Origin of the sequence: Antarctobacter sp. (assembly GCF_965277915.1) — a bacterium.
Classification (GTDB): domain Bacteria; phylum Pseudomonadota; class Alphaproteobacteria; order Rhodobacterales; family Rhodobacteraceae; genus Antarctobacter.
This window is the reverse complement of record NZ_OZ255849.1, coordinates 2,165,480-2,191,654: the sequence shown is the minus strand read 5'-3', so window position 1 is coordinate 2,191,654 and position 26,175 is coordinate 2,165,480. Positions and strand designations below refer to the sequence as shown.

General features: G+C 64.5%; 24 protein-coding genes and 1 tRNA gene. 15 read left to right on the top strand and 10 right to left on the bottom strand.

Annotated features, from left to right (window positions below; genetic code table 11):
• The first annotated feature begins 38 nt into the window (after window positions 1-38).
• The 8 genes from ACQY5B_RS11510 (at window position 39) to ACQY5B_RS11475 (ending at window position 9,388) form a co-directional block, all read left to right on the top strand.
• Complete coding sequence (locus ACQY5B_RS11510) at window positions 39-3,320, top strand: right-handed parallel beta-helix repeat-containing protein (RefSeq protein ID WP_424976038.1); 3,282 nt, start codon at window positions 39-41, stop codon at window positions 3,318-3,320.
• Between the two features lie 114 nt (window positions 3,321-3,434).
• Window positions 3,435-3,665 carry a phosphoribosylformylglycinamidine synthase subunit PurS gene (gene purS / locus ACQY5B_RS11505; protein WP_420325176.1) on the top strand — a complete coding sequence of 77 codons (231 nt, stop codon included), beginning with the start codon at window positions 3,435-3,437 and terminating at the stop codon, window positions 3,663-3,665.
• A complete protein-coding gene (locus ACQY5B_RS11500) occupies window positions 3,665-4,702 on the top strand; it encodes a zinc-binding dehydrogenase (RefSeq protein ID WP_420325177.1) in 1,038 nt (345 codons plus the stop codon). The genes purS and ACQY5B_RS11500 overlap by 1 nt, the downstream gene beginning before the upstream one ends.
• 28 nt (window positions 4,703-4,730) lie before the next feature.
• The gene (purQ, locus tag ACQY5B_RS11495; RefSeq protein WP_420325178.1) at window positions 4,731-5,396 is read left to right on the top strand and encodes a phosphoribosylformylglycinamidine synthase subunit PurQ; all 666 of its coding nucleotides are present in this window, start codon (window positions 4,731-4,733) and stop codon (window positions 5,394-5,396) included.
• A 37-nt stretch (window positions 5,397-5,433) separates the two neighbouring features.
• A complete protein-coding gene (locus tag ACQY5B_RS11490) occupies window positions 5,434-7,194 on the top strand; it encodes a sensor histidine kinase (RefSeq protein WP_421917662.1) in 1,761 nt (586 codons plus the stop codon).
• A 7-nt stretch (window positions 7,195-7,201) separates the two neighbouring features.
• Window positions 7,202-8,536 (top strand): sigma-54-dependent transcriptional regulator, encoded by a 1,335-nt coding sequence (locus ACQY5B_RS11485; protein WP_305970259.1) that lies wholly within the window; start codon window positions 7,202-7,204, stop codon window positions 8,534-8,536.
• 8 nt (window positions 8,537-8,544) lie between these two features.
• Window positions 8,545-9,126, top strand: coding sequence for a YdeI/OmpD-associated family protein (locus tag ACQY5B_RS11480; protein WP_420325180.1), 582 nt, complete (start codon window positions 8,545-8,547; stop codon window positions 9,124-9,126).
• Window positions 9,116-9,388: a hypothetical protein gene (locus tag ACQY5B_RS11475; protein WP_428400344.1), complete on the top strand. Its 273-nt coding sequence runs from the start codon at window positions 9,116-9,118 to the stop codon at window positions 9,386-9,388. Before ACQY5B_RS11480 ends, ACQY5B_RS11475 begins: the two co-directional genes overlap by 11 nt.
• 109 nt (window positions 9,389-9,497) lie before the next feature.
• Here ACQY5B_RS11475 and gap read toward each other — a convergent pair whose 3' ends face one another.
• Window positions 9,498-10,502 carry a type I glyceraldehyde-3-phosphate dehydrogenase gene (gene gap, locus ACQY5B_RS11470; RefSeq protein WP_420325182.1) on the bottom strand — a complete coding sequence of 335 codons (1,005 nt, stop codon included), beginning with the start codon at window positions 10,500-10,502 and terminating at the stop codon, window positions 9,498-9,500.
• Window positions 10,503-10,679: 177 nt separating this feature from the next.
• On the opposite strand from gap, the gene ACQY5B_RS11465 reads away from it, so the two are divergent.
• Both ACQY5B_RS11465 and ACQY5B_RS11460 read left to right on the top strand, forming a co-directional pair.
• Window positions 10,680-11,075 (top strand): DoxX family protein, encoded by a 396-nt coding sequence (locus ACQY5B_RS11465; RefSeq protein WP_420325183.1) that lies wholly within the window; start codon window positions 10,680-10,682, stop codon window positions 11,073-11,075.
• A gap of 22 nt (window positions 11,076-11,097) precedes the next feature.
• Window positions 11,098-12,066: a DUF808 domain-containing protein gene (locus ACQY5B_RS11460; RefSeq protein WP_420325184.1), complete on the top strand. Its 969-nt coding sequence runs from the start codon at window positions 11,098-11,100 to the stop codon at window positions 12,064-12,066.
• Window positions 12,067-12,138: 72 nt separating this feature from the next.
• Here ACQY5B_RS11460 and ACQY5B_RS11455 read toward each other — a convergent pair whose 3' ends face one another.
• Entirely contained in the window at window positions 12,139-12,726 is a 588-nt protein-coding gene (locus ACQY5B_RS11455) for an invasion associated locus B family protein (RefSeq protein WP_420325185.1), read from the bottom strand.
• A gap of 462 nt (window positions 12,727-13,188) precedes the next feature.
• Between ACQY5B_RS11455 and ACQY5B_RS11450 the strand changes: the two genes are divergently transcribed.
• Window positions 13,189-14,724 (top strand): helicase HerA-like domain-containing protein, encoded by a 1,536-nt coding sequence (locus ACQY5B_RS11450; protein WP_420325186.1) that lies wholly within the window; start codon window positions 13,189-13,191, stop codon window positions 14,722-14,724.
• 38 nt (window positions 14,725-14,762) lie between these two features.
• Here the strand turns inward: ACQY5B_RS11450 and ACQY5B_RS11445 are convergent, their stop codons facing one another.
• The gene (locus ACQY5B_RS11445) at window positions 14,763-16,160 is read right to left on the bottom strand and encodes a calcium-binding protein (protein WP_420325187.1); all 1,398 of its coding nucleotides are present in this window, start codon (window positions 16,158-16,160) and stop codon (window positions 14,763-14,765) included.
• Between the two features lie 176 nt (window positions 16,161-16,336).
• Window positions 16,337-16,413: transfer RNA gene (locus tag ACQY5B_RS11440), tRNA-Ile, on the bottom strand.
• A gap of 115 nt (window positions 16,414-16,528) precedes the next feature.
• Here ACQY5B_RS11440 and purM point away from each other — a divergent pair.
• Both purM and purN read left to right on the top strand, forming a co-directional pair.
• A complete protein-coding gene (gene purM, locus ACQY5B_RS11435; RefSeq protein ID WP_420325188.1) occupies window positions 16,529-17,575 on the top strand; it encodes a phosphoribosylformylglycinamidine cyclo-ligase in 1,047 nt (348 codons plus the stop codon).
• A complete protein-coding gene (purN, locus tag ACQY5B_RS11430; protein WP_420325189.1) occupies window positions 17,572-18,162 on the top strand; it encodes a phosphoribosylglycinamide formyltransferase in 591 nt (196 codons plus the stop codon). Before purM ends, purN begins: the two co-directional genes overlap by 4 nt.
• A 6-nt stretch (window positions 18,163-18,168) precedes the next feature.
• Here purN and ACQY5B_RS11425 read toward each other — a convergent pair whose 3' ends face one another.
• Window positions 18,169-18,366: a hypothetical protein gene (locus tag ACQY5B_RS11425; RefSeq protein WP_420325190.1), complete on the bottom strand. Its 198-nt coding sequence runs from the start codon at window positions 18,364-18,366 to the stop codon at window positions 18,169-18,171.
• Window positions 18,367-18,618: 252 nt separating this feature from the next.
• On the opposite strand from ACQY5B_RS11425, the gene rnd reads away from it, so the two are divergent.
• Window positions 18,619-19,776 (top strand): ribonuclease D, encoded by a 1,158-nt coding sequence (rnd, locus tag ACQY5B_RS11420; RefSeq protein WP_305971363.1) that lies wholly within the window; start codon window positions 18,619-18,621, stop codon window positions 19,774-19,776.
• Window positions 19,777-19,804: 28 nt separating this feature from the next.
• On the opposite strand, the gene ACQY5B_RS11415 is transcribed toward rnd, so the two are convergent.
• Window positions 19,805-20,311, bottom strand: coding sequence for a hypothetical protein (locus tag ACQY5B_RS11415; protein WP_420325191.1), 507 nt, complete (start codon window positions 20,309-20,311; stop codon window positions 19,805-19,807).
• A 127-nt stretch (window positions 20,312-20,438) separates the two neighbouring features.
• Here ACQY5B_RS11415 and ACQY5B_RS11410 point away from each other — a divergent pair, with 127 nt between their 5' ends.
• A complete protein-coding gene (locus ACQY5B_RS11410; protein ID WP_305971365.1) occupies window positions 20,439-20,843 on the top strand; it encodes a SufE family protein in 405 nt (134 codons plus the stop codon).
• A 46-nt stretch (window positions 20,844-20,889) separates the two neighbouring features.
• Here the strand turns inward: ACQY5B_RS11410 and trpE are convergent, their stop codons facing one another.
• The 4 genes from trpE to gpt all read right to left on the bottom strand — a co-directional run bounded on the left by trpE (window position 20,890) and on the right by gpt (window position 26,134).
• Window positions 20,890-22,404 carry an anthranilate synthase component I gene (gene trpE / locus ACQY5B_RS11405; RefSeq protein WP_420325192.1) on the bottom strand — a complete coding sequence of 505 codons (1,515 nt, stop codon included), beginning with the start codon at window positions 22,402-22,404 and terminating at the stop codon, window positions 20,890-20,892.
• Window positions 22,405-22,409: 5 nt separating this feature from the next.
• On the bottom strand, window positions 22,410-24,254 hold the full coding sequence (locus ACQY5B_RS11400; protein WP_420325193.1) for a peptidyl-prolyl cis-trans isomerase: 1,845 nt from the start codon (window positions 24,252-24,254) through the stop codon (window positions 22,410-22,412).
• 30 nt (window positions 24,255-24,284) lie between these two features.
• Window positions 24,285-25,481 (bottom strand): aminotransferase, encoded by a 1,197-nt coding sequence (locus ACQY5B_RS11395; RefSeq protein WP_420325194.1) that lies wholly within the window; start codon window positions 25,479-25,481, stop codon window positions 24,285-24,287.
• 134 nt (window positions 25,482-25,615) lie between these two features.
• Window positions 25,616-26,134, bottom strand: a complete 519-nt coding sequence (gene gpt, locus ACQY5B_RS11390; RefSeq protein ID WP_420325195.1) for a xanthine phosphoribosyltransferase — start codon at window positions 26,132-26,134, stop codon at window positions 25,616-25,618.
• Window positions 26,135-26,175: the final 41 nt, after the last annotated feature.

Genomic DNA, 26,175 nt, shown 5'->3' with positions numbered 1-26,175 from the left:
TAGTTTCAAAGAGTATTCTTTCCAACGGGGACATTATCATGCGTCAACTCATGTCAGCACTCGCACTTTGTGCCGGGGCGGTGGCCGCATTCGGCCCAGCCGTAGCGCAGCAGGCTCCCGCCGAATTCGATCCCGCAGACTTTGGCAAGATCGTCATCCAGCCGCGCCAGGCGGCGGGCGGTGACGGGCTTGTCTTCGAGCAGGCCTTCGGCGATTACCAGAACGAACCGATCATCAAGTACGGTGAAAGCAGCCCGATCATCAAGCTGGGCCGGCCGATCGGCCGCCTGGACATGCTGTTCAAGAATGGCAAGACGGGCTTTTGCACCGCCTTCATCGTCGACGATCAGCACATCCTGACCAACCACCACTGCATTCCGGGCATGGACGGTGATCCCACCGGCCGTGACAGCGGCGTGCAAGCGGCGCAGTTCGTGGCCGGTTTCATCAAGCCCGGCAGCTCGGAAGGGGTGGATCGCTATACCGTCAGCCCGCAGATCATCGAGACCAACCGCGAGTTGGACTACACGGTGCTGCGCGTCTTCGGGAACCCGTCGACCAAATACGGCAAGCTGAAGCTGGCCGAGGCCGACCCGCAGGACAGCGAATTCCTCTGGATCATCGGCCACCCGCAGGGTCAGGCCCAGCACATCAGCCGCGAAGGCTGTGCCGCCGCGATCCCGGCGATCTCGGCCGAGGGCAAGCTGATGCACAGCTGTGACACGTTGGGCGGCAACTCCGGCTCGCCGGTGATCCGCCTGAGCGACCATGCCGTGATCGGCCTGCACCACGCGGGCGACAGCCGCACCGGCTTCAACATGGCGATCCCGATGACCCGCATCCTGCCGCAGAGCCGCGTGCTCAAGGCGACCGCGGGCATTGCCGTCGATCCCGGTCCCGGCCCCGATCCGGATCCCGTCGTCGACCCGAACCGGGGTCGCGCGCAGGCATGTTCGGCCATGTGGGCCGAGGCCAAGATCCTGGGCTGTGCCGGCTACGAAGTCTACGCCGCGCAATGTGGCGACCACACCTTTGCGCCGATGGCTCAGCGCATCATCGAACGTGAGTGTTCGATCCCCGATCGGACGGTCGACAATACCAAGAAACCCACCGAACACGGTGGCCCGGTTCTGACGGTCCGTCCCTCGGGTGGTGACTATTCCGACTTGTCCGCAGCCGTGGCCGCGGCAGAGCCCGGCACACGCATCGAGGTCTACCCGGGCACCTACACCCGTGGCATCGACGTTTCGAAGCCGCTGGAAATCGTCGGTGTCGGCAACAAGCGAGACATCGTCCTGAAGGTCGCCGACGACAATGCGATCCGCTGGACCGCGGAATCCGGTCTGGTCTCGAACCTCTCGATCCACCAGGACGGCGGCAAGTTCTTCAACTTCCACGTCGCGGCGGGGTCCGTCATCATCGAGAACAACGACATGACCTCGAAGGGCCTGGCGGTTCTGGCGATCCGGGCCAACGACGGTGCGACTGTCCGCAACAACACCATCCGTGACGGTGCTCAGGGCGGTATCTTCATGTTCGAGGCCGGCAGGGCGACGATCGAAGGCAACACCATCTTCGGCAACTCGCTGGCAGGCCTGGAACTGAAGGAAGGCGCCGATCCGGTCGTCAAGGGCAACACCTTCCGCGATGGCGGCGGCTCGGGCATCTTCATCAACGAAGGTGGCAAGGGGCGGTTCGAAGGCAATACGATCTTCAACAACTCGCTGTCGGGCATCGAGGTGAAGGCCGCGGATAATCCGATGATCTCGGGCAACACGATCCGGGACGGTCAGCAGGGCGGCATCATGACGTCCAACGGTGCCGTGGCACGGATCACTGGCAACGAGATCTACGGCAACGCCTACGCCGGGATCGAGATCAAGACCGATGCCAATCCGCAGATCTACAACAACAAGCTGCGCGACGGTCAGCAGTCGGGGATCTACATCCACGACGGTGGCCGCGGTGTGATCGAGAACAACGAGATCTTCCGCAACGGTTTCTACGGTGTCTCGGTCAAGGGTGACTCCAACCCGACGGTCCGTGACAACAAGATCTTCGGCAACATCTACGAGGCGATCCGCATCCGCGAAGGCGGCGGCGGCACCTATGAGCGCAACGACCTGTCGGGCAACACCGCCGGCACCTTCCGCATCGAACCCGATGCCGGCAAGGTCATCCGGATCGGCAACATCGAGGGCCCGGGCCAGGTTACCCGGACCCCGGATCCGGTCAGCACCAATGTCGTGACGGTCAAGGCCTCGGGGGGCGGTGACTACTCCAGCCTGGCGGATGCTGTCCGCGCGGCAGAGCCGAACGCCCGCATCGAGGTCTATCCCGGCGTCTACACCCAGGGCATCGACGTGTCGAAGCCGCTGGAAATCGTCGGGGTCGGCCCGGTCAAGGACATCGTCCTGCGGGTGGCCGATGACAACGCGATCCGCTGGACCGCAGAATCGGGCCGCGTGGCACGTCTCTCGATCCACCAGAACGGCGGCAAGTTCTTCAACTTCCACGTCGCGGCGGGGTCCGTCATCATCGAGGACAACGACATGACCTCGAAGGGCCTGGCGGTTCTGGCGATCCGTGACAACAAGGATGCCACCGTGCGTCGCAACACTATCCGCGACGGTGCACAGGGCGGTATCTTCATGTTCGAGGCCGGCAAGGCGACGATCGAAGGCAACACGATCTTCGGCAACTCGCTGGCAGGCCTGGAGCTGAAGGAAGGCGCCGATCCGATCGTCAAGGGCAATACCTTCCGTGACGGCGGCGGTTCGGGCATCTTCATCAACGAAGGTGGCAAGGGCCGGTTCGAGGGCAACACGATCTTCAATAACTCGCTGTCGGGCATCGAGGTGAAGGCCGCGGACGATCCGCTGATCACGGGCAACACCATCCGTGACGGTCAACAGGGCGGCATCATGGCGTCGGAAGGCACCATCGCCCGGATCACCAAGAACGAGATCTACGGCAACGCCTATGCCGGGATCGAGATCAAGACCAATGCCAACCCCTCGATCTTTGACAACATCCTGCGTGATGGTCAGCAGTCCGCGATCTACGTCCATGACGGCGGCCGCGGCGTGATCGAGAACAACGAGATCTTCCGCAACGGCTTCTACGGCGTGTCCGTCAAGGGCAAGTCCACCCCGCTGGTGCGTGGCAACAAGATCTTCGGCAATGTCTACGAGGCGATCCGCGTCCGCGAAGGCGGTGGCGGCACCTACGAGAACAACGATCTGACCGGCAACACCGCCGGCACCTTCCGGATCGAGGCGGACGCCGGCAACGTCATCCGCCGCGGCAACAAGGAATAAGCGGTCCTGACGGACTGCCACGGCGCCGCCCCTTCGGGGGCGGCGTTTTTCTTTGCCCTTGCATTCCAGCGCGTGATGCGGTTCCTGCCCAACAAGACAAGCAAGGGGATGATCATGAAAGTGCGCGTGCATGTGATGCTCAAGGACGGTGTTCTGGATCCGCAGGGCGAGGCGGTGCGCCATGCGCTTGGCGCCCTGGGCTTTGACGGGGTCGGATCGGTGCGCCAGGGCAAGGTGATCGAGATGGACCTCGCCGATGGCACCTCCGATGAGACCGTGGCCGAGATGTGTGAAAAGCTGCTCGCCAATACGGTAATCGAGAGTTACCGCATCGAGGTCCTGTGATGCACGCGGCCGTCCTGAGCGAGTACCAGGCGCCGCTGACCATCGAGACCCGTCCCGATCCGGCCTGTCCCGAGGACGGCGTCGTGCTCAAGGTTCTGGCCTGCGGTGTGTGCCGCTCGGACTGGCATGGCTGGATGGGCGAACACCCCCGGGTGAAACCGGGCGCCATTGGCGGGCATGAATTCTGCGGCGAGGTGGTCGAGGCCGGCCCGCGCGCGCAATTCGCTGTCGGCGACGTGCTGGTCGCGCCCTTCCTGCTGGGGTGCGGCACCTGCAACGACTGCCGGGCAGGGGCCCAGCACACCTGCAGCGACATGGTCTATCCGGGCATCGGCTCGGACGGGGCCTTTGCCGAATACGTCGCCGTGCCGCGCGACTTCAACCTGTCGCGCCTGCCCGAGTTCATGACGCCGACAACCGCTGCCGGTCTGGGTTGCCGGGTGATGACATCGTGGCACGCGCTGACCGACCGCGCGGGGCTGCAGCCGGGCGAATGGCTGGCTGTGCATGGAACCGGCGGGATCGGTCTTGCGGCGCTTCTGATCGGCAAGGCGATGGGCGCGCGGGTCATTGCCGTGGACGTTGTGCGTGAAAAGCTGGACCACGCGCTTGCACATGGCGCCGACGCGGTGGTCGATGCCTCCGACGGCAAGGCGCACCGCGCGATCAAGGACCTGACCGGCGGCGGCGCCCATGTCTCGATCGAGGCGGTGGGCATCGCGGCCACGGCCAATGCCTCGATCAAATGCCTGCGCCCGCTGGGGCGCCACGTCCAGGTCGGGATGCCCATCGGCCATACGGCCAGGATGGAGATCGACATGAACGGAATTTTCATGAAGAACCTCGCCGTCTACGGGTCGCGCGGAATGCCGCCCTGGCGTTACGAACAACTGTTCAGCCTGATCCAGTCCGGAGCCGTCGACATGGCGCCGATGATCGGGCGCGAGATCGGCCTTGGTCAGGTCTCGGACGAACTTGCCGCCTTCAACGGGCCGACGCCGCCGGGCGTGGCCGTCGTCACCGATTTCACCGCCTGACACTCACCGCCTGACAAGGAGCGTGCTGATGAAAGCTGCCGTCATCGTCTTTCCCGGGTCCAACTGCGACCGTGATCTTGCCGTTGCCTTCGAGCAGGCCGGCCTGCAGGTGCAGATGGTCTGGCACAAGGACACGGACCTGCCCGCAGGTATCGACCTGGTCGGTATTCCCGGCGGGTTCTCCTTTGGCGACTACCTGCGCTGCGGCGCCATCGCGGCCAACGCGCCCATCGTGAACGCGGTCAAGGCGCATGCCGAACGCGGCGGCTATGCCCTGGGGATCTGCAACGGCTTCCAGGTGCTGACCGAAACCGGTCTGCTGCCCGGGGCGCTGCTGCGGAACGCGGGGTTGAAATACATCTGCCGCACCGTGGGTCTGCGCGCCGAGGGCGCCAGCGTGTTCACCGAGGGTTATGGCCGCGATACCGAGATCGCGCTGCCCATCGCGCACCATGACGGCAACTATTTCGCCGACGAGGCGACGCTGGACATGCTGGAAGCAGACGACCGGGTGGCCTTCCGCTATACGGACAATCCGAACGGATCGGCGCGCGACATCGCCGGGGTGCTGTCGGCCAACCGGCGCGTGCTGGGCATGATGCCGCACCCCGAACGCGCAAGCGAAGCGGCGCACGGCAACGAGGATGGTGCGCGCCTTTTCGCCCATCTGGCAGGGGCCCTGACCGCCGCCTGACTTGAGGGTGCGGCCCGCGCAGCCTATTCTGGGCGCCATGGCATCGGATGGCACCAGAACTGGACTGCGTCGCGCCGGCCCGTTCTCGGGCCGTGCGCGCATCGCGCTAGTCCTGCTGCTGCTGGCCGCCGTCGGCACCGTCTGGGTCACCAACTGGCTGCTGACCGACCGTTTCACCGAGACCGTGCGCAACCGGGCCGAACTGCGCCTGGCGCTTTATTCCGGCAACCTGATCTCGGAGTTGCGCCGCAATGCCATCGTGCCGCAACTGCTGGCCCGCGACCCGGCCCTGATCGCCGCGCTGAACGCGCAGGACTACAGCCAGAGCTCTCAGCGCCTGATTTCCTTCGTTGACGAGATCGGCGCCGCCTCGCTGATGCTGCTGGACCGGGACGGACGTACCGTGGCCGCAACCGACCGTAACCGGCTGGGCCAGTCGCACCGCGAAGCGGCCTATTTCGTCGATGCGCTGCGCTCGAACACCACCGTCTTTACCGCTCTCCCGCTAGAGACGGGCAACTTCAGCTTTACCTATGCCCGGCGCATGGAAAGTGGCGGCGATACGGTCGGCGTCATCATGGTCGAGGTCGACCTGGCCAAGTTCGAACGGGCCTGGGCGGGGATCACCGATGCGGTCATGGTGACGAATTCCGAGGGCACGATCATCCTGGCGACGGAACCCCGCTGGCGCGGGCTGACACCCACGGACGCCTTGCAGCGCCAACCCGCCGAAGGTGCGATCGAACGCGCCATCCGCGCCACCGCCGATTGGACCGCGCAACAGGCGGACGCCTACCTGCGGGGCGAGGCCGTCATGCGGATAGACGGGCGTATTCCCTTTCGCGGCTGGACGCTGGTGACCTTCACCACCTATGCCAGCGTGCGCGAGCGGGTGAACGCGGTTCTGGCGCTGGAAATCATGGGGTTTGCGCTATTGGCGGCGCTGGTCTTCTACGCGCTCTCGCGCAAGACGGCGATCCGGATGGCGCTGTTCCAGCGGGACGCCACGGAATTGCGCGCGCTGAATGCCCGTCTGCAACGCGAAATCGCGGAACGTGAGCGGTTGCAGAAGAACCTGGCCGTTGCGGAACAGTCGCTGGCGCAGTCGTCGAAACTGGCCGCCCTTGGGGAGATGTCCGCCGCCGTCAGCCACGAGTTGAACCAGCCTCTGGCCGCAATGAAGACCTATCTGGCCGGCGCGCGCCTTCTGCTGCGCCGCAACCGCCCCGACGAGGCGCTCAGCGCCTTTCACCGCATCGACGACCTGATCGAACGCATGGGCGCGATCACGCGCCAGCTGAAGAGTTTTGCCCGCAAGGGGCAGGAACAACTCAGCCCGGTGGACATGGGAGAGGCGCTGGCCTCGTCGCTGGCGATGATGGAACCGCAGCTGAAATCGCGCCGCGTGAAGATCACCAAGATCCTTCCAGAGACGCCCGTGCGCGTCATGGGGGACCGGATGCGGATCGAGCAGGTTCTGGTCAACCTCTTGCGCAACGCGCTTGACGCCACCAAGTCGGTTGATGACCCGCAGGTGGACATCATCCTGGCCGCGGGCGAAACCGCGACACTGACCGTGCGCGACAACGGAACCGGGATCGAAAACCTCGATGCGCTCTTCGAGCCCTTTTACACAACCAAGCAGCCGGGCGATGGCGTGGGTCTTGGCCTCGCGATCTCCTCGGGCATCGTGTCCGAACTAGGGGGGCGCCTGACCGCCCGCAACGGAGAGGGCGGCGGTGCAGTCTTCGAGATGCAACTGCCCGTCTTGAACGAATCCACAGAAGCAGCGGAGTAAACTGCCAATGGCCAACGCAATGAAAATCGCCATCGTGGATGACGAACAGGACATGCGCCAGTCGATCAGCCAATGGCTGGCCTTGTCCGGTTACGACACCGAAACCTTTTCCAGTGCCGAAGAAGCGCTGGGGCGGCTCAATGCGGATTTCCCGGGCATCGTCATCTCGGACATCAAGATGCCGGGCATGGACGGGATCCAGTTCCTAAAAAAGCTGATGGGCACGGACAGCGCGCTACCGGTCATTATGATTACTGGGCACGGCGACGTGCCGATGGCGGTGGAGGCGATGCGCATCGGGGCCTTCGATTTCCTTGAAAAGCCGTTCAACCCGGATCGCATGTCGGAACTGGCGAAAAAGGCCACCAACGCGCGACGCCTGACGCTGGATACGCGCGCGCTGCGCCGGGAACTGGCGGATGGCAGCCAGATCATGTCCAAGCTGATCGGCGCCAGCCCCGCGATGGAACGCCTGCGCGAGGACATTCTGGACCTGGGCCAGGCGGACGGGCACGTCCTGATCGAGGGGGAGACCGGCACCGGCAAGACACTGGTGGCCCATGCGCTGCACGCGGTCGGCGCGCGGGCGGGCAAGAAATTTACCCTCGTGCGCTGCGCGGCAATGGACGAGGATGCGCTGACCCGGCGCCTGTTCGGCCCGATGCAGCCTGAGGACACGCGCCTGCCGGCCATGGAGGAGGCGCGCGGCGGCACGCTGGTTCTGGAAGATATCGAGGTCCTATCGGATGCGGCGCAGGCTCGCCTGCTGAACGCGATCAACGACGAGGGCACGCCGCCCGAAACACGCATCGTTGCCATTTCCAACCTGCAGGAAGAGGGCCGCACCTGCGAGCAGGCGCTGCGTCCGGATCTCTACTACAGGCTGGCCGCTCTCAAGATCGTCGTTCCGCCGCTGCGGTCGCGCGGTGAGGATATCCTGACGCTCTTTACCCGGCTGTCGGAAAGCTTTGCCGAGGAATACGGCTGCGATGCCCCCAAGGTCAGCGCACAGGAGGCCGCGCAGCTCTTGCAGGCGCCCTGGCCGGGCAACGTGCGACAGCTGATCAACCTTGCCGAACGTGCGGTGCTGCAATCGCGGCGCGGGCAGGGGACCATCGCCTCTCTGCTGATGAGCGACCATGACGACATGCAGCCGGTCATGACGACGGAGGGCAAACCGCTCAAGGAATACGTCGAGGCATTCGAACGCATGCTGATCGACAACACCATGCGGCGACACAAGGGCTCGATCTCGGCGGTGATGGACGAGTTATGCCTGCCGCGCCGGACGCTGAACGAGAAGATGGCCAAGTACGGACTGGCCCGCGCCGACTATCTCTGAGGCCCGTGATGGACCGCGCCCCCGATCTCGACAGTTTTTTTGCCGACGAGACCTGGGGCGGGGTTCTGTCCGCTTTGCGCGCGGTACTCGCGGGGACCGAGCTGGGCGAGACGCTGAAATGGGGGGCTGCCTGCTACACCTTTGGGGGATCCAACGTGGCGATCTTGGGTGGGTTTTCTGACGGCTGCCGGCTGGCCTTTTTCAAGGGTACCCTGATCGACGACCCGGAAGGCGCCTTGATCCTGACCGGTCCGCGCTCGCGTGCGTCGAAATATCTTCGGTTCCAGACATCAGAGGAGGTCGCTGCCCGGGCGGGGCAGGTCCGCGACTATGTCGCGCGGGCCATCGCCGTTGAGAAGAGCGGCGCAAAGGTCGATTTCGCCAAGGACGATCTGGACTACCCAGAGGAACTGACGGCACGGCTGGAAGAGGACGAGGCCCTGCGCGCGGCATTCGAGGCGCTGACGCCAGGACGCAGGCGCGGCTACCTGCTGCATTTTTCGGAGGCAAAACAATCGGCCACGCGCAGCGCCCGCATCGACAGGCATGCGCCGCGGATCCTGGCGGGCAAAGGAATGCATGACCGCTAGCGGGCTGTTGGGATCGGTCTTTGGGGGCGGTTTCGAAGAACTCGATCCCGTCGGCGCCAAGACCAATCAGGCGCAGCTCATAGCCGACATCGTCGGACACTTCTATATGCAGATGCGTCATCTCGGCAGGCAGAGTGGCCGGCTCGAACCCATCAAAGATCGGGGCCAGCTTTGGGACCAAACTGTCCAGGCGGGCGCGCAGAAAACTGTCAAATTCCCGTCGGAGGGTCTCGGGTCTTGCGGCGGCGGTCCGTCATCGTGACTGCGGATCCCCAAGAGCTTCTTTAGCCAATCCATCGTCTACCTGGAGAAGCAACATTACCGCGACCCTCACAAAGGGACGCGGCGAGAGCAAGGTTCTGATGCTCCGATCAATGCAGCAGGCGGCCCATCGCGGCGGCAACATCGGCCATGCGGGCGGAAAAGCCCCATTCGTTGTCATACCATGCCAGCACGCGGACCATGCGCTTGCCGACGACCTTGGTCTGGTCGGGGGCAAAGACCGACGAATGCGTGGTGTGGTTGAAGTCGATCGAGACCTTCTGTTCCGGATCGTAGGAGAGCACGGCGCCCATGCGGCCCGCCGCGGCCTCTGCCACCACTTCGTTGACGTCCTCGACGGTCACGTCGCGCGAGGCATAGAAGGTCAGGTCCACGGCAGAGACATTCGGTGTGGGCACCCGGACGGCAGAGCCGTCGAGCTTGCCCTGGAGGTTCGGCAACACCTCACCCAGCGCCTTGGCGGCGCCGGTCGAGGTCGGGATCATCGCCATTGCGGCGGCCCGGGCGCGGTAGAGATCGGCATGGCGCCGATCCAGCGTCGGCTGGTCGCCGGTGTAGCTGTGGATCGTCGTCATGATGCCGGATTCGATGCCGATGCCCTCGTCCAGCACCTTGGCCAGCGGGGCGAGGCAGTTGGTCGTGCAGGACCCGTTCGAGATCATGGTCTCGCCCTTGACCAGGTCACGGTGATTCACGCCGTAGACCACGGTGCGCTGCACGTTCTTGGCGGGCGCCGAGATCAGCACCGACTTTGCGCCCCGGTTCATGTGGGCGCTGGCCTTTTCGCCATCGTTGAACTTGCCGGTGCATTCCAGGACCACGTCGCAGCCGCTCCAGTCGAGGTCACCCATCTCGTAGGAGGACATCACGTCGATGGGGCCACGGCCCAGATCCAGCGCCTGGTCCTTGACTGTGACATCGCCGGGAAAGCGACCGTGGATGCTGTCGTAGCGCAGCAGGTGAGCATGGGTCTCGATCGGACCGGGTGCATTGATCCTGACGACCTGGACATCGTTGCGTGCGGATTCCGCGATATGCGCCAGAGTGCAGCGGCCGATGCGGCCAAATCCGTTGATCCCGATCGTGACGGTCATGCTCGCCTCCTGAAAATTCTGTCGGCTTCCGTATAAGGAGCCCTTCTGCATCTGCAAAGTCCAATAACCATTGTGGAACAATATGTTAGCGGTAAACGTGACAAGGATTCGCGTGGTGGCGCTAACCCTCCGATCGCGTTTGCGGTAACGTGGTGGGAACCACAGGGGATCTTCGCCATGCAGAGATGGAACAACCTTGTCAGCCTTGCCGGGCGCATCCTTATCGCGGCGCTGTTCCTTGCCGGGGCGGTGCAGAAGGCCATCGATTCGACCCCGGCCGGAGAGATGCTGGAAGGTTGGGGGCTGCCATTCGGGTTGGTCTGGGTGGCGATGGCCTACAACCTCGGGGCGGCGGTGGCGCTGATCCTGGGAATCGCGCTGCGTCCGGTGGCCCTGTCGCTGGCGCTGTATTGCATGGGGACGTCCTTCTTTCACCTGGTTCCGGACGATCCCTGGCAAATGAGCATCTTCGTCAAGAACTGGGCCATCGCCGGTGGCTGCCTGGTGCTGGCCGGGCAGGGCGGCGGGGCGTGGCGCTTGCGGTTTGCGTCCCAAGGGGTAGGTTCGCGATGAACAGGTTGAGTGGGGGCGCGGTATGAGCGGACTTCTGGCACTTCTTGATGACGTTTCTGCGATCGCCAAGGTGGCGGCGGCCTCGGTCGACGATATTGGCGCGGCGGCAATGAAAGCCGGGTCCAAGACCGCGGGCGTCATCATCGACGACGCAGCGGTGACACCGAAATACGTGCAGGGTTTTGAACCGGCCCGCGAATTGCCGATCATCTGGCGGATTGCGCGGGGGTCCCTGATCAACAAGCTGGTTTTCCTGATGCCGGCGGCCCTGTTGATGGCGGCTTTTGCGCCCTGGCTGGTCTGGCCCTTGCTGATCCTGGGCGGGTGCTACCTGTGTTTCGAGGGGGCAGAGAAGATCGTCCATGTGCTGATGCCCCATGACGATCATTCCGGTGGTCCGGACGGCAGCCATGACGTCGGCGATCCCACGCACCTTGAAGAGGCCAAGGTCAAGGGCGCGATCAAGACGGATTTCATCCTTTCGGCAGAGATCATGGTGATCTCGCTCTCGGCCATTGAGGCGCCGAATTTCGCCATGCAGGCCGCGACGCTGGCCGTGGTTGCGGTGCTGATCACCTTTGCCGTCTACGGCGCCGTGGCCATCATCGTGAAAATGGACGACGTGGGCCTGTGGTTGAGCCAACGCGGTCGCCTGGGCGCGACGCGCGGCTTTGGTCGTGCCATCGTCAAGTTCATGCCTTGGCTGCTGAAGGCGCTGGCGATCATCGGGACGGCAGCCATGCTTTGGGTTGGTGGGCACATCCTCACCAATTCGCTGAAGGAAATGGGATGGGGCGTGCCGTACCAGGCGGTGCATGACATCGCGCATTCCATCGGCAATGGAGATGCGCTGCTGGAATGGGGCGTGACGGCGGGGATCGACTTTGTGATCGGGTTCCTGGCCGGGCTGGTCCTTATTCCCATCGGGACCAAGCTGGTCGCGCCGGTCTGGGCGCGTTTCTTCGGAGAGGGTGACGCCAAGGCGCATTGAGTGCCCGGCAATGGACCGGAAACGAAAACGGCGCCCCGGTTTCCGGAGCGCCGACCAAATTCGGTCAGAGCCTCAGGGCCTGACGACGCTGACCTCCGCCAAGGCGGCGGTAAAGCCCTTGAGCGAGAGGGAAAGAGGAATCGGCTGGTTCATCGCAAGAAACGGCACAATGGTGATCGTCGCGACATTCCCGGCCTTGTAGGCCTCGACGTCCTCAGCGACGAGTCCATATCGCGACATGCAGCCGATACGCGAGCAGACGTCATAGGGGTATTGCTTGCCTTCGCGCCCGTCGATGGACACCTTGAGGCCATGTTTCAGTGAGCTTTCAAGGGGAACGATAACGGTCACAAGTGCCGCGATCTGACCAGCGTTCTCGACCCTTTTGACTTCGACCTGTGCGATGTCCTGGTTGTTCTGGGGATCTTTCAGGAGCTGAACCATCGTGCAGGCTTCGTTGTCAGCTTGATCCTTGATGCATTCGAGCGTCCAGTCGTCGTAGACCTCTTTGATATAGGGTTCGTTGCGAACAGGCTGCCCGAGTTCGATTCCCGGATCGGCCGGTTGGGCCGCCGGATCGCCGCCGTCGGCGGATTGGGCATAGCCCGTGCCTGCGCCCAACGAGGCGATCAACGACAGTAGGATAAGCGGTTTCTTCATGATGTCCTCTAAAATCCGGTCATTTGCCTGACCTGTCGATTAGCACGCGTCGGACGGACTGTCAGGGAAGAATTCCGCCGTGCCGCAGCGGCAATGCGCGACATGCCGCGGACATCTGGCAGAGCCTCGGCGCCGGTATCCCCGGGGACGGGCGTCTGCGATCAAAAGGAAAGGGGCCCGAGGGCCCCTTTCCATTTCACTCCCTGTCGGACCGGCCGACTTTGTCATTGGTCGTGACGCTACGAGAAGACTTGCGCTTGGTCAACAGGGATTTCCACCTTCTTTTCACGTCAGTAGGTGCAATTCTGCCGGAACAAAAAAGCCGCGCCCTAGGGCGCGGCCAGTCTGACAGGGAGGAAGTCTGCCCGGGACAGGAGAGGACATGTCGTCCCGGACCAGAAACATACTGGCATCAAATGGTTAACGTTGTATGTTCATGCCGTGCGAGCTGGGGGATCAATCATGAACAAGGCGGTTTTCGTGGGTGGCGCGGGCGAGAGTCATGACGTCAGGCAGTTTCTGGACCTTGGCTATGCCAACCGGCACGGGCTGGTGGCGGGGGCGACGGGCACCGGCAAGACCGTCACGCTTCAGATCCTGGCCGAGGGGTTTTCCGCCGCCGGTGTGCCGGTGTTTCTGTCCGACGTGAAAGGCGACCTGTCGGGTCTGGCGGTTGCGGGCAACGAGACGCACAAGCTGCACGGCGCTTTCATGGATCGCTGCGCCAAGATGGGGTTCGACGATTTCGCCTATGATGCCTTTCCGGTCAGGTTCTGGGACCTCTTCGGTGCCCAGGGCCACCCGGTGCGCACCACGGTGACGGAGATGGGGCCGCTGATGCTGTCGCGCCTGCTGGATCTCAGCGAGGCGCAGGAGGGCATCCTGAACATCGCCTTCCGGCTCAGTGACGAGGAGGGGTTGGCGCTGCTGGACCTCGATGACCTGCGGGCGATGCTGGTCTGGCTGGGGGAGAACCGCAAGGACCTGTCGCTACGCTATGGCAATATCTCCGTCGTCTCCATTGGCGCGATCCAGCGGCGTCTGCTGGTGCTGGAAAACGAAGGTGGCGCAGCGTTCTTTGGCGAACCGGCGCTGGACTTGGCGGACCTGATGCAGGTTGCGGCGGATGGACGGGGCATGGTCAACGTATTAGCCGCCGACAAGCTGATGGCGCGACCGCGCCTCTACGCGACCTTCCTGCTGTGGCTCTTGTCCGAACTTTTCGAGGAACTGCCAGAGGTGGGCGACCCCGAGAAGCCGCGGCTTGTCTTTTTCTTCGACGAGGCGCACTTGCTGTTCGACGACGCCCCCAAGGCACTGGTGGACAAGGTGGAACAGGTGGCGCGCCTGATCCGGTCCAAGGGGGTCGGCGTCTATTTCGTCACCCAGTCGCCGGACGATATCCCAGAGGATGTGCTGGGCCAGCTTGGCAACCGGGTCCAGCATGCCTTGCGGGCCTTCACCGCACGCGACAAGCGGGCACTGCGACTGGCCGCCGAGACCTACCGCGAAAACCCTGCCTTCGACATCGAAGTGGCGATCCGTACGGTCGGCGTGGGCGAGGCCGTGACATCGTTTCTCGAGGCGAAAGGCGCGCCCGGAATCGCGCAGCGTACGTTGATCCGTCCGCCGTCCTCGCAGCTGGGGCCAATCACCGAGGCTGAGCGACGCGCCGTTATGGCCGGGTCGGAGATGGCCGGGAAATACGACACTGCCATCGACCGGGACTCCGCCCACGAGATCCTGCGCGCCCGGGCCGAGGCCGCGGCAAAGGCCGCCGAGGCCGCAGAGCGCGAAGAGGAAGAGGCCGCGGCGCGTGAATTCCGCGCAGCCCGTCGGTATTCGGGCGTGCGAGTCAGCCGGTCGACCTCTCGCCCGGTACGGCGGGGCAAGAGCTTTGGCCAGGCGATGGGCGACATGGTCATGAAGGAACTGACCGGCACAACCGGACGCCGCATCGTGCGCGGCGTCCTAGGCAGCTTGTTTAAGGGCCGGTGATCCGGGCGCGCCCGGACGGGCAGGGCGCGCCCCTTTCGTTACAGCGTGAAGTCATCCGCCGTCAGGCCGGTCACGCCTGCGACGCGGATTTCCGCATCCTGTATGCCATCGCCATCGGCATCGAGAAGGACAAGCGTCGAGCCCGTGGCGGTTTCCAGCAGGCGCAGTTCGGGGTTGCCCGAAGGGGCAAATCCACCGGTGCCGCGGAACTCGAAGACACCCGGCGACAGCCCGGCGACCACGATCAGGTCGACGCCCTGCTCGAAGTCCAGGATCTGGTCCCGGTTGGCGCCCACGACCGTTTCTGCCAGCGAACGGAAGACGAAAATATCCGCATCCTGGCCGCCGGTCAGGAAATCCCGTCCAAGACCGCCCACCAATTCGTCTTCTCCAGCGCGGCCGCGCAGGATGTCGTTGCCGTCGTCGCCTTCCAGGCTGTCGTCCCCGTTGCCGCCTTCCATCGTGTCGTTTTGGGAACCGCCTTCGATAAGGTCGGAGCCGTCGCCGCCAACCAGCAAGTCATTGCCCGCATCGCCGGTGATGGTATCGGATCCGGCGCCACCGTTCACCGTGTCGTCGGAGCTTCCACCGATCATCGAGTCGTTTCCATCCCCGCCGATGAGCGTGTCAAAACCAGTGCCCCCATCCAAGGTGTCATCGCCGTCGTGGCCCACGAGCAGGTCATCGTCATTGCTGCCGGAAAGGTTATCGTCTGCTGCGCTGCCGATCAGAGTGTCATTGCCGTTTGAGCCAAAAACCTCGCCATCGACGAACCCGTTTATCAGACCGCGGTAAAGATCGGCTCCGTCGCCAAGGAGGACGTCGCCGAAGATCTTGCCGCTGTTGGAGACTTTGTCGTCCCCGCCAGCGGTAACGATCGCTGCGGCATTGGCGGAATCGATGGTGCCGTCGTTCCGGATCGTCTCGACGTCAGCGCCCGTGGTGATTGTTGCTAGTGAATTCGACTGAAGCAGTCCGGCGTTGAAAATGTAGTTTGCATGCGATCCGCCTTCGAACGTCGAATCGATCTGTATCGCATTGTCGGAGTTGGACGTTATCGTCCCGTAATTGTAGAGAAAGTTCCCGCCGGAAGCCAGCAGAAGACCATCGGACAATGCGCCGCTTCCGATGATGTCCCCGTAGTTCAACAGCCTCAGGCCGGTCAGCGCGGCGTTTGAGCCAGCGTCGATGACGGCCGGGAAGTTGCTGGTTTCCATTGTCCCGAAGTTGGTGATGGTGCTGAAGCCGACGGGGTCCGAGAACGCGTTGCCCTCGGTGTATATGAGTCCGTAGTTTGTCAACTTGGCGTTCCCGGATGGGGCCGAAACGGCCCCAGCCGACAAGACTATGCCTCCGGTCGACAGGATCAGCAGATCGTCATCGGACACGATGGATTGCGTGGTGTTAACGATTGTCGAAAGCGTTGTGATCGCCATGGATCGGTATCCTTGGAAATTGTGGAAAGGAAAGGCGGATGGAGCGTAACAATGTCTGGCCGTCATCAACAAGGCATGAGCCAGCCCGCATGGCCCCGCGGCCAGAGCCGATGCGGAGCGGCCGGATCACAACGATCAGACCACGGAGGCGTCCGCGAATCGAAGAGCGGGGGGAGTGGTAGGCCCGGAGGGACTCGAACCCCCAACCAAGGCGTTATGAGCGCCCTGCTCTAACCAATTGAGCTACAGGCCCACCGTGACGTTCTCACTACCACGGCGCCCTGCCGCGTCAAGCGTCCACGTTGCAGGGCGCCCTGCGATGCGCTAAGCGCGAGCGAAAATCGGGCACGGGCCTGAAGGAGATCCCAATGAGCGATGGCAAGAACGGGCTGACCTATGCCCAGGCGGGCGTGGATATCGACGCAGGCAACGCGCTGGTCGAACGGATCAAGCCGGCCGCGAAACGGACCACGCGTCCGGGCGTGATGAGCGGGCTGGGCGGCTTCGGCGCGCTCTTCGATCTCAAGGCCGCGGGCTACGACGATCCGGTGCTCGTGGCGGCCACCGATGGCGTGGGAACCAAGCTGCGCATCGCGATCGACACCGGCCATGTGGACGGCGTCGGCATCGACCTCGTCGCCATGTGCGTCAACGATCTGGTCTGCCAGGGGGCAGAGCCGCTCTTTTTCCTCGACTACTTTGCCACCGGCAAGCTGGAGACAGAGACCGCCGCGCGGGTGGTCGAAGGCATCGCCGAGGGATGCGTGCGCTCGGGCTGTGCCCTGATCGGCGGCGAGACGGCCGAGATGCCGGGCATGTACCCCGCAGGGGATTTCGACCTTGCTGGCTTTGCCGTGGGTGCGATGGAGCGCGGCGCGGCGCTGCCCGATGGGGTCAAGGACGGCGACGTCCTGCTGGGCCTGGCCTCGGACGGGGTGCATTCCAATGGCTACAGCCTCGTGCGCAAGCTGGTCGAAATGTCGGGACTGGGCTGGGACGCGGCCTGCCCCTGGGGCGGCGCGACGCTGGGTGAGGCGCTGCTGGCCCCGACCCGGCTCTACGTCAAGCCGGCCTTGGGGGCCATCGGCGTGGGCGGCGTGCACGCGCTGGCCCATATCACCGGCGGCGGCCTGACCGAGAACCTGCCGCGGGTGCTGCCCGAGGGGCTTGGCGCCGAGATCGACCTGAATGCCTGGGGTCTGCCGGATCTCTTCAAGTGGATGCGCGGCATCGGCGGCATCGAAGAGGGTGAAATGCTCAAGACCTTCAACTGCGGCATCGGCATGATCCTTGTTGTCGACCCCGAAAGCGAACATGCCATCGACGCGCTGCTGGCCGAACATGGCGAGAAGGTGTACCGGCTGGGCCGCCTCACCTCCGGTGACGGCGTCACCTACAGCGGGTCGCTGGGGTGAAACGGGTCGCCATCTTCATCTCCGGCGGAGGGTCCAACATGGTCACGCTGGTCGACAGCATGACCGGAGACCATCCGGCGCGACCGATCCTTGTCCTGTCGAACAATGCCGATGCGGGCGGGTTGCAGAAGGCGGCGGAGCGCGGCGTGCCGACCGCTGTCGTCGATCATCGCCCCTTTGGCGGCGACCGCTCAGCCTTTGAAGAGGCGTTGCAACAGGCGCTGGCTCCGCACGATCCGGACATCCTGTGTCTTGCCGGGTTCATGCGCGTCCTGACAGCGGGATTTGTGACGCCCTGGGAAGGGCGCATGCTCAACATCCACCCTTCGCTCTTGCCCAAGTACCGGGGGCTGAACACCCATGCCCGGGCGATCGAGGCGGGCGACACGGAGGCCGGCTGTACCGTGCACGAGGTGACGCCGGAACTGGACGACGGCCCGATCCTTGGACAGGCAAGGGTGCCGATCCTGCCGGGAGACAGGGCCGAGGCGCTGGCGGAGCGGGTGCTCAGGATGGAGCACCAGCTGTACCCGGCGGTCCTGCGCCGCTTTGCCGCCGGGGACCGGACGCGCGTGGACTTGCCTTGAGCCCACCTAGCCGTCGAGCCGCTGCATCGACGCGGAGTTGCCGTGCCAGCCCTCCGGGTCAGGCGCAGAAGCAGGGGCACTCAGCGCTGCCAGCCCGATGAAGGCCAGCGCCGCCAAGGTGACGATCATGGCGATCAGGCGCGGGGTTTCGGCGTTCTCGGACCGCGGGGCGGCCTGGTGAATGTGATGGTCTACGGTTGTCATATCGGCGGTCTCCTGTTTGCGATGACAAGCAGATAGGCGCGCCGCCTTCATTCTTTAAATGAATGTTTGGATCGCATCGGATCACGGTTCATGATGGGCCGCCATCCGGCGTGCGGCTTGCCAGACGGGCTTTGAATGTCCCCGGGTATTGTTCTATGGTGGCCGGACGCAAGGGGCCCATCGGCGCCATGACCTTGCCTGACCTTTCACGGAGCGGGCCTTACCTGGCCCGTGAATCCAGCCGGAGCCCGCATGAAAACCTTGACGACGACGGAAGAGCTGGCGGCCTTCTGCGAGGCAGCTGCCTCTGTTCCTTACGTGACCGTGGATACGGAGTTCCTGCGGGAGCGGACCTATTACTCCAAACTCTGCCTGATCCAGCTGGCCTTGCCGGGCCGGGATGACGCGGATGCGGTGCTGGTCGATCCGCTGGAAGGGGATCTTTCGCTGGACCCGCTGATGGCGCTGTTCCAGAACAAGGACGTGGTCAAGGTCTTCCATGCGGCGCGGCAGGATCTGGAAATCTTCCACGTCGATCATGGCGTGATCCCCGAGCCGCTGTTCGACACGCAGGTGGCCGCGATGGTCTGCGGTTTCGGGGAACAGGTCGGCTATGAAACGCTGGTCAAGCGGATCGCCAAGCAGCAGCTCGACAAGAGTTCGCGGTTCACCGACTGGTCGCGACGCCCGCTGACCGACGCGCAAAAGACCTATGCGCTGGCGGATGTCACGCACCTGCGCCAGATCTACGAATTCCTGAACGCAAAGCTGGAAGAGACCGGCCGCGCCCGCTGGGTGGCCGAGGAACTGGCGGTGTTGACCGATCCTCAGACCTATGTGACGCATCCAGAGGATGCCTGGAAACGCGTCAAGACGCGGTCGAACTCGCCGCGCTTCCTTGCCATCGTGCGCGAGCTTGCGGCCTTCCGAGAGGCCTATGCGCAGGAACGCAACATCCCGCGCAACCGGGTTTTCAAGGACGATGCTCTGGTCGAGCTGGCCTCGACAAAGCCGCAGAACATGAATGATCTGGGCCGGTCGCGTCTGCTGCTGCGTGAGGCGCGCAAGGGCGCCATCGCCGACGGAATCCTTGCGGCCGTCGCCGCCGGGCAGGAATGCCCCAAGGAGAACCTGCCCAATGTCGTGAACGACCGCGAGAAATTGCAGGTGAACCCAGCGCTCTCTGATCTTCTGCGTGTTCTCCTGAAGGCCAAGACCGAGAGCTACGGCGTCGCGTCCAAGCTCATCGCGCCGGCCTCGGACCTGGATGCCATCGCGGCAGGCCAGCGCGACGTGGCTGCGCTGACCGGCTGGCGCCGAGAAGTTTTCGGAGAGGATGCCCTGCGTCTCTGTGACGGTGAGATCGCTCTGGGGGCCAGGGGCAAGGCGGTCAAGGTCATCGACCTCTGACCGCCGCTAAGCGAGAGGGCTGCGCCGCTCAGCGGCGCGCGCTTCGCACGTTGTGGCGGCCCTTGACCTGGATCAGGCGCACGTCCAGCAGTTCGTTGTCGGTCAGCCAGACGGCCGCCGTATGGGTCCGCGACTGGGCGGGTCCCTTGGCGCCGCGCGGCTGCAATCCGCGAAAGGCGTAGGTCAGCGTGCCTTCGCCGCTTTCCTCGTCGATCTTGACCAGCTTGACGTCGAAGGCGCCCTGGTAATCGGCAACGGTGGTCGCGCGGACAATGGCGCCGCCGGGGCGACGTTCGATCACCAGTTCGGTGATTTCGCCCATGTCGGTTCCGCGATAGGTGGTGTCCTTTTCCTCGCGAAAGATCGACTCGCGCGCGCGGGGGATCAGGGTGTTCACCTCGTCGTTGACCGTGGCCACTGGGCGCGACTCGCTGCGCCCGAACCAGTTCACCGGGTTCAGGCGGCTGTCGCGTACTACACCGCAGCTTGTCAGCAGGATCGCCGCAAGTACGAGGGTGGATACCGGTTTGAACATGTTACGCCCCCAAGCAGATTTCACGGAGGGTTAGCGCAGAACTGCGCCGTTGAAAAGAACCTCGCGCCGGTTGGGGGCTGGACCTTTGTCGCGGCTCTGCCTAGGTCTGCGGCAAACGGAGGTCAGAATGGCACAGGCAGCATTCGAAGACGTGGTCGAGGATTTCGAGTTCCTGGAGGACTGGGAGGACCGCTACCGCATGGTGATCGAAATGGGCAAGGACATGGAGCCGATGCCCGAAGCACTGAAAGTGCCCGCCACCAAGGTCGAAGGTTGCGCCAGCCAGGTCTGGCTGCACATGACGCCCGAGGACGAAGTTTTCCGGTTCCAGGGCGACAGCGACGCGCTGATCGTCAAGGGGCTGATCGCGCTCTTGCACCGTCTGTACGACGGTTTGCCACTGTCCGAGGTGCCCGGCGTCGACGCGCGCGCGGAACTGGGCCGGCTGGGGCTGCACGAGCACCTGTCGGCGCAGCGATCAAACGGGCTGCGCGCCATGATCGAGAGGATTCGCCAGGAGGCGGCGGCTTAGGCTGCGGCGGCGATTGCCGCAAACCGAGGAAGCCCGCTGCCCCGGTTCAACCGTTGCCGTCGCCGGTGAAACGCGCCGCATCTGCCGCGGCGCGCCGGATCGCATTGGATTTGTGCACCGTCTCCTGGTACTCGGCCTCGGGGTCGCTGTCGTAGACCACGCCGCCGCCCGCCTGGATGTATAGTTTGCGGTCCTTCACCAATGCCGTGCGCAGGGCGATGCACATGTCCATGTCGCCGCCGGCGCTGAAGTAACCGACGCCACCGCCATAGACGCCGCGCTTTTCCGGTTCCAGCTCGTCGATGATTTCCATCGCACGGACCTTCGGGGCGCCGCTGACGGTGCCCGCAGGAAGCCCCGCCAGCAGGGCGGAGAGCGCGTCCTGATCCTCGGAAAGTTCGCCGACCACGTTCGACACGATGTGCATGACGTGGCTGTAGCGCTCGATGATGAATTTCTCGGTCGGTCGGACGGTGCCGATTTTCGACACCTTGCCGGTGTCGTTGCGGCCAAGGTCCAGCAGCATCAGGTGTTCGGCCAGTTCCTTCTGGTCCGCCAGCAGATCCTCTTCCAGCGCCTTGTCCTCGGCGGGCGTGGCGCCGCGCGGACGCGTGCCCGCAATCGGGCGGATCGTCACTTCGTTGCCGAAGACCCGTACGAGGATCTCGGGAGAGGCGCCGATGACCTGGAACCCGCCAAAGTTGAAGTAGAACATGAACGGCGAGGGGTTCGTGCGCCTCAGCGAGCGGTAGAGCGCGAATGGGGGCAGGGGGAAGTCCTGCGTCCAACGTTGCGAGGGCACAACTTGAAAGATGTCGCCCGCGCGGATGTACTCCTTGGCCTTGTCCACGGCTGACAGATAGGCGTCATGGGCAAAGTTGGAGACCGGTTCACCCAGGTCCGCCGCGTCGCCCAGATCGCGCGAGGCCTGAGGCAGGGCGCGTTCCAGATCCCGTACTGCGTCCATGACTCGTTCGGCGGCCTGCGCATAGGCGGCGCGCGCCGACAGCCCGTCCTGCACCCAAGCGGGTGAGACCACCGTCACCTCGCCCTTGACCCCGTCCAGCACCGCCACGACCGAGGGCCGCATGAGTAGCGCGTCGGGCAGGCCCAGCGGATCAGGGTTCACATTCGGCAGGTGTTCGACCAGCCGGATCATGTCGTAGCCTAGGTAGCCGAACAGGCCGGCCGCAGCCTGTGGCAAGTCGTCGGGCAGGTCGATGCGGCTTTCGGCCAGCAGCGCGCGCAGTGCGGTCAGTGGGTCGTCCTGCTGCGGCTCGAAGGCGTCGGGATCGAAGCGTGCCATGCGGTTGAGGCGGCTCTGGTCACCGTGGCATTGCCAGATCAGGTCCGGCTTCATCCCGATGATCGAATACCGCCCGCGCACCTCTCCGCCGGTCACGGATTCCAGCATGAAGGCATCGCGCGCTGCACCGGTCAGTTTCAGCATCAGCGACACAGGCGTGTCGAGATCGGCAGCCAGGCGGGCATAGACAACCTGGTTGCGGCCCGCCTCGTAGGCCGCGGCGAAGCCGTCGAAGGAAGGAATAAGCTGTACCATCGTCTCTACTGGAAGTTGGCGTGAACGGCGTTGATCGCCGCCTGGTCGAGGTCCACGCCGGCGCGGTCCTGGATGTCCGAGGCGAGGGCGCGGAACAGGTCCTGAGCCACGGCCTGTGCCGCCTGGTCGCGGAACAATTGTGCCAGTTGTTTGGCCTGTTCGTCTTCGGGATCGACGTCCAGGATCTCATCCAGCCGGACCACGACAGCCGATGCGCCGGTACTGACGGCGCGGACCTGGTTGGGCTCCATGTCAAAGACCGCTTCCAGCACGGCACGCGGCACCGCGCCGAAAGAGGTCCGGGTCAGCGCCTCTTCGGTCTGGGCGGTCAGGTTCAGGCCCTCGAAGGTTGCGCCTTCGCCCAGTTGACCCGCCAATGCCTGCGCCTGTTTCAACAACGCGTCCGCCTTCTGCACCTCGCGCCAGTCGGCCTCGACCTGCTCGCGCACCTCGTCGAAGGGGAAGGGCGCGGGGGGCTCGACTTCGTCCAGCCGCAAGGCAAAGACACCGCCGTCACCAAGGGTGGCGATGGCCGGGTAATCACCGTCTTTCGCGGCTTCAGCCGCGTCGCGGAAGGCGGGGTAGCCCGCGATGCCCTCATCGTTGTCGCCGGTCCATCCGATCTCTCCCAGGTCAAGATCGGTTGTCTCTGCCAGTTCCTCCAGCGTGAGACCCGCGGCAAGCTCGTCGTCGTACCCCTGGGCCTGGGCGTCGATCACCCGACGCGCGCGGTCCAGCGCAAGTTCGCCGCGCAGGCCGGGGATCGCATCCTCGAACGGGGTCAGCTGCGCCGGAAGGACGGCGTTGATCCGGAAAAGGGCCGGACCAAGCGGTGTCGGCGCGGGGCCGACCACCTGGCCAACCTCGCCGTCAAAGACCGCGTCCGCCGCATCGCGCAGGTCGGCGCGGGTGACATCGCCCATGTCGGTGTCTTCAAGCGCCAGCCCACGTTCGTCGACAAGGTCGCCAAAGCCGATCTCTCCCGAGGTGATGCGCGCCAGCGCGGCCTCGGCGGCGGCGGTGTCGTTGAAGACGAGCCGTTCCACGAGCCGCCGCTCGGGCAGGTCGAACTCGTCCTTGCGCTCATCATAGGCAGCGCGCAGGCTGTCTTCGTCCACTTCGACGCTGTCGACCAGCATCTCGGGCGTCACCCAGGCATAGGTCAGGCGCTTGGTCTCGGGGCGGGTGAACTTGTCGATGTTGTCATCGTAGTGCGTGCGCAGGTCCTCTTCGGTCGGCGCGGCGATGTCGAGGTCCAGCTGGCTTTCCCCGACCACGGCCCAGGTGATGCTGCGACGTTCGGCGGTATAGCCGATCAGCGTGTCGACATAGGAGTCGGGCAGTCGGATACCGGCCAGAACGGCGCTCTGCAGCAGCGAGCTGGCGCTTTCATTGCGCAGCTTTTCCTCGAACTCGCGTTCCGTGAGGCCCGCGTTTTCCAGGGTCAGCCTGTACGCCTCACGGTTGAAGCTGCCGTCAACCGCCTGAAAGGCGCGGATCTGGCGCAGATCCTCGGCAAGGCGGGTGTCGCCGATGGACAGGCCCAGCGTGTCGGCCTCGTTCTCCAGAGCGGCGGTGACGACCAGCTGGCTCAGCACCTGCTGTGTCAGGCCAAGGCTTTGCGCCTGCTGGAAGGAGAGCGCCTGTCCGCTCTGCTGCTGGATGTTGCGGATCTCGTTCTGCAGCGCCCGGAAATAGTCATTGGTCGAGATCTCGGCCTCGCCGACCTTGCCTATCGACCGCACCGTGCCCGAGAAATTGGTGGCGCCAAAGCCGCCGAGACCCAGTAGCAAAAGGCCCAGCAGACCCCAGACCAGGTACTTTCCCACGCCGCTCTTCTTGTCCGCCATCTCGACCTCCCGCTGTCGGTTTGCCCCTGTCTATGCGGCTCCCCCGGGGGCTGCAAGAGGCCCGTCGACCTGCGCCAGCCTGCGCGCGAACTCGGCGATCCCGGCGCGGTCCGTATTGGCGAAGGCGACCCGGAACTGCCGGTCGCCGCTGGGGTCGCCCTCGGGCGTGAACATCGTGGCCGGCAGGATCAGCACGCCCGCCTCGCGCACCAGCCGCGGCGCCAACGTGGCAGAGCCTTCGGCAAAGGGATGTTCGATATAGGCGAAATAGGCGCCGCAGCCCAAGAGCCGCCAGCCGCGCGCGGCCAGCGGTGCGAAACATTCCTCGATCGCGGCACGGCGATCCAGGATCTCGGCGCGCTGTTCGGCCTTCCACTGGCCAAGGTTTTCAAGCCCCCAGAGAGCGGCGCGCTGGCCCAGAGAGGGGGCGCAGATCGCCACGGTGTCCTGAAACTTCTCGATCTGGTGCAGCAACTCGGGCTGGCCGATGACGGCGCCGACACGGTGGCCGGTCAGCCGGTAGGCCTTGGAGAAGCTGTAGAGCTGCACCAGGACGCTGTCCCAACCCTTGCGCGTCAGCAATCCGTGCGGTGCCCCGCTGCGCGAGTCGAAATCGCGATAGGTTTCATCGACGATCAGGCGGATACCGGCCTCTGCACAGAGGTCGTAGAACCTCTCCAGCACCTCCGCCGGGTATTCCACGCCGCAAGGGTTGTTGGGGGTGACAAGCGCGATGGCCCGGGTGCGCGGCGTGATGAGCGCGCGCGCGGCCTCCGGGTCAGGCACGAGGTCTTTGCCGCAGGTCAGGGGCACTGCGTGCACCCCGCTCATGTCCAGCCACATCTTGTGATTGAAGTACCAGGGCACCGGCAGGATCACCTCGTCGCCCTCGCCGCAGTTGGCTGCGATGGTGGCAGCAAAGGCCTGGTTGCAGCCCGCCGTGATGCCGGTCTGGGCCGCCGCGACCGTGCCGCCATATTGGCGCGCCCAATCCTCCGCCAAGGCCTCGCGCAGCGCGGGCAGACCCAACACCGGTCCGTACAGGTGGCTGGCCGGATCCTCCAGCATCTCGGCCATCGCGGCACGCATGGGCGCGGGAGGCGGATCCGCGGGTGCCGCCTGGCTGAGGTTGATCAGCGGGCGCTCCGGCGGAAAGTCCACCCCTTTCAGCCAGCGCTGTGCCTCGGGGATGGGCGGGAAAAAGGTTGCCTCGGTGCGCGTGACCATCCGCGTGCTCCATCCATGTGGTTCTTTGGGCCGGAAATACTTCGGGAGCGCGAGGGCAGCGCCCTCGCCGGGGTTTGGGGGCCTTGCCCCCAAGAGTGAGAGGGCGCCGTCAGGCGCGCCTTTGGATCACGCGCTCAATCGTCGCCGCGATAGGGTTTGACGTATTGCAGAGCCATGTCCCACGGGAAGAAGATCCAGGTGTCCTGGCTGACCTCGGTGATGAAGGTGTCGACCTGCGGGCGGCCCTGCGGCTTGGCATAGACCGTCGCCACATGTGCCTTTGGGTACATGCTGCGAACCAGTTCCAGCGTCTTGCCGCTGTCCACCAGGTCGTCGATGATCAGAACGCCTTCGCCTTCGCCGACCAGCTCGGAATCCGGGGATTTCAGCACCTGTGCCTCGCGCCGCTGATCGGCCTTTCCGCCGCCCGAGTGGTAGCTCTTGACGCTGATCGTATCGACGGTGCGAATGTCCAGTTCCCGCGCCACGATCATCGCCGGCGCCATGCCGCCGCGGGTGATGGCCACCACCGCCTTCCAGTAACCGTTGTCCGGCCCCTGTCCCTGCAGCCGCCAGGCCAGCGCCCGCGCATCCCTGTGCAACTGGTCCCAGCTGACGTGGAACCCTTTTTCGTGGGGCAGGCGGTCGGTCATGGCATTCTCCTCGGCAAGCGCTGTGGACAGAGCCTATACGT

Excerpts from the sequence above, each read along its gene's own strand:
- ACQY5B_RS11450 (WP_420325186.1), top strand. The coding sequence starts at position 13,189 with ATGAACAAGGCGGTTTTCGTGGGTGGCGCGGGCGAGAGTCATGACGTC.
- ACQY5B_RS11510 (WP_424976038.1), top strand. The coding sequence starts at position 39 with ATGCGTCAACTCATGTCAGCACTCGCACTTTGTGCCGGGGCGGTGGCC.
- gap (WP_420325182.1), bottom strand. The coding sequence starts at position 10,502 with ATGACCGTCACGATCGGGATCAACGGATTTGGCCGCATCGGCCGCTGC.
- trpE (WP_420325192.1), bottom strand. The coding sequence starts at position 22,404 with ATGGTACAGCTTATTCCTTCCTTCGACGGCTTCGCCGCGGCCTACGAG.
- ACQY5B_RS11460 (WP_420325184.1), top strand. The coding sequence starts at position 11,098 with ATGAGCGGACTTCTGGCACTTCTTGATGACGTTTCTGCGATCGCCAAG.
- ACQY5B_RS11485 (WP_305970259.1), top strand. The coding sequence starts at position 7,202 with ATGGCCAACGCAATGAAAATCGCCATCGTGGATGACGAACAGGACATG.
- ACQY5B_RS11500 (WP_420325177.1), top strand. The coding sequence starts at position 3,665 with ATGCACGCGGCCGTCCTGAGCGAGTACCAGGCGCCGCTGACCATCGAG.
- ACQY5B_RS11395 (WP_420325194.1), bottom strand. The coding sequence starts at position 25,481 with ATGGTCACGCGCACCGAGGCAACCTTTTTCCCGCCCATCCCCGAGGCA.
- purM (WP_420325188.1), top strand. The coding sequence starts at position 16,529 with ATGAGCGATGGCAAGAACGGGCTGACCTATGCCCAGGCGGGCGTGGAT.
- ACQY5B_RS11445 (WP_420325187.1), bottom strand. The coding sequence starts at position 16,160 with ATGGCGATCACAACGCTTTCGACAATCGTTAACACCACGCAATCCATC.
- purQ (WP_420325178.1), top strand. The coding sequence starts at position 4,731 with ATGAAAGCTGCCGTCATCGTCTTTCCCGGGTCCAACTGCGACCGTGAT.
- ACQY5B_RS11410 (WP_305971365.1), top strand. The coding sequence starts at position 20,439 with ATGGCACAGGCAGCATTCGAAGACGTGGTCGAGGATTTCGAGTTCCTG.
- ACQY5B_RS11400 (WP_420325193.1), bottom strand. The coding sequence starts at position 24,254 with ATGGCGGACAAGAAGAGCGGCGTGGGAAAGTACCTGGTCTGGGGTCTG.
- ACQY5B_RS11425 (WP_420325190.1), bottom strand. The coding sequence starts at position 18,366 with ATGACAACCGTAGACCATCACATTCACCAGGCCGCCCCGCGGTCCGAG.
- purS (WP_420325176.1), top strand. The coding sequence starts at position 3,435 with ATGAAAGTGCGCGTGCATGTGATGCTCAAGGACGGTGTTCTGGATCCG.
- ACQY5B_RS11465 (WP_420325183.1), top strand. The coding sequence starts at position 10,680 with ATGCAGAGATGGAACAACCTTGTCAGCCTTGCCGGGCGCATCCTTATC.
- ACQY5B_RS11480 (WP_420325180.1), top strand. The coding sequence starts at position 8,545 with ATGGACCGCGCCCCCGATCTCGACAGTTTTTTTGCCGACGAGACCTGG.
- rnd (WP_305971363.1), top strand. The coding sequence starts at position 18,619 with ATGAAAACCTTGACGACGACGGAAGAGCTGGCGGCCTTCTGCGAGGCA.
- ACQY5B_RS11475 (WP_428400344.1), top strand. The coding sequence starts at position 9,116 with ATGACCGCTAGCGGGCTGTTGGGATCGGTCTTTGGGGGCGGTTTCGAA.
- ACQY5B_RS11490 (WP_421917662.1), top strand. The coding sequence starts at position 5,434 with ATGGCATCGGATGGCACCAGAACTGGACTGCGTCGCGCCGGCCCGTTC.
- ACQY5B_RS11455 (WP_420325185.1), bottom strand. The coding sequence starts at position 12,726 with ATGAAGAAACCGCTTATCCTACTGTCGTTGATCGCCTCGTTGGGCGCA.
- ACQY5B_RS11415 (WP_420325191.1), bottom strand. The coding sequence starts at position 20,311 with ATGTTCAAACCGGTATCCACCCTCGTACTTGCGGCGATCCTGCTGACA.
- gpt (WP_420325195.1), bottom strand. The coding sequence starts at position 26,134 with ATGACCGACCGCCTGCCCCACGAAAAAGGGTTCCACGTCAGCTGGGAC.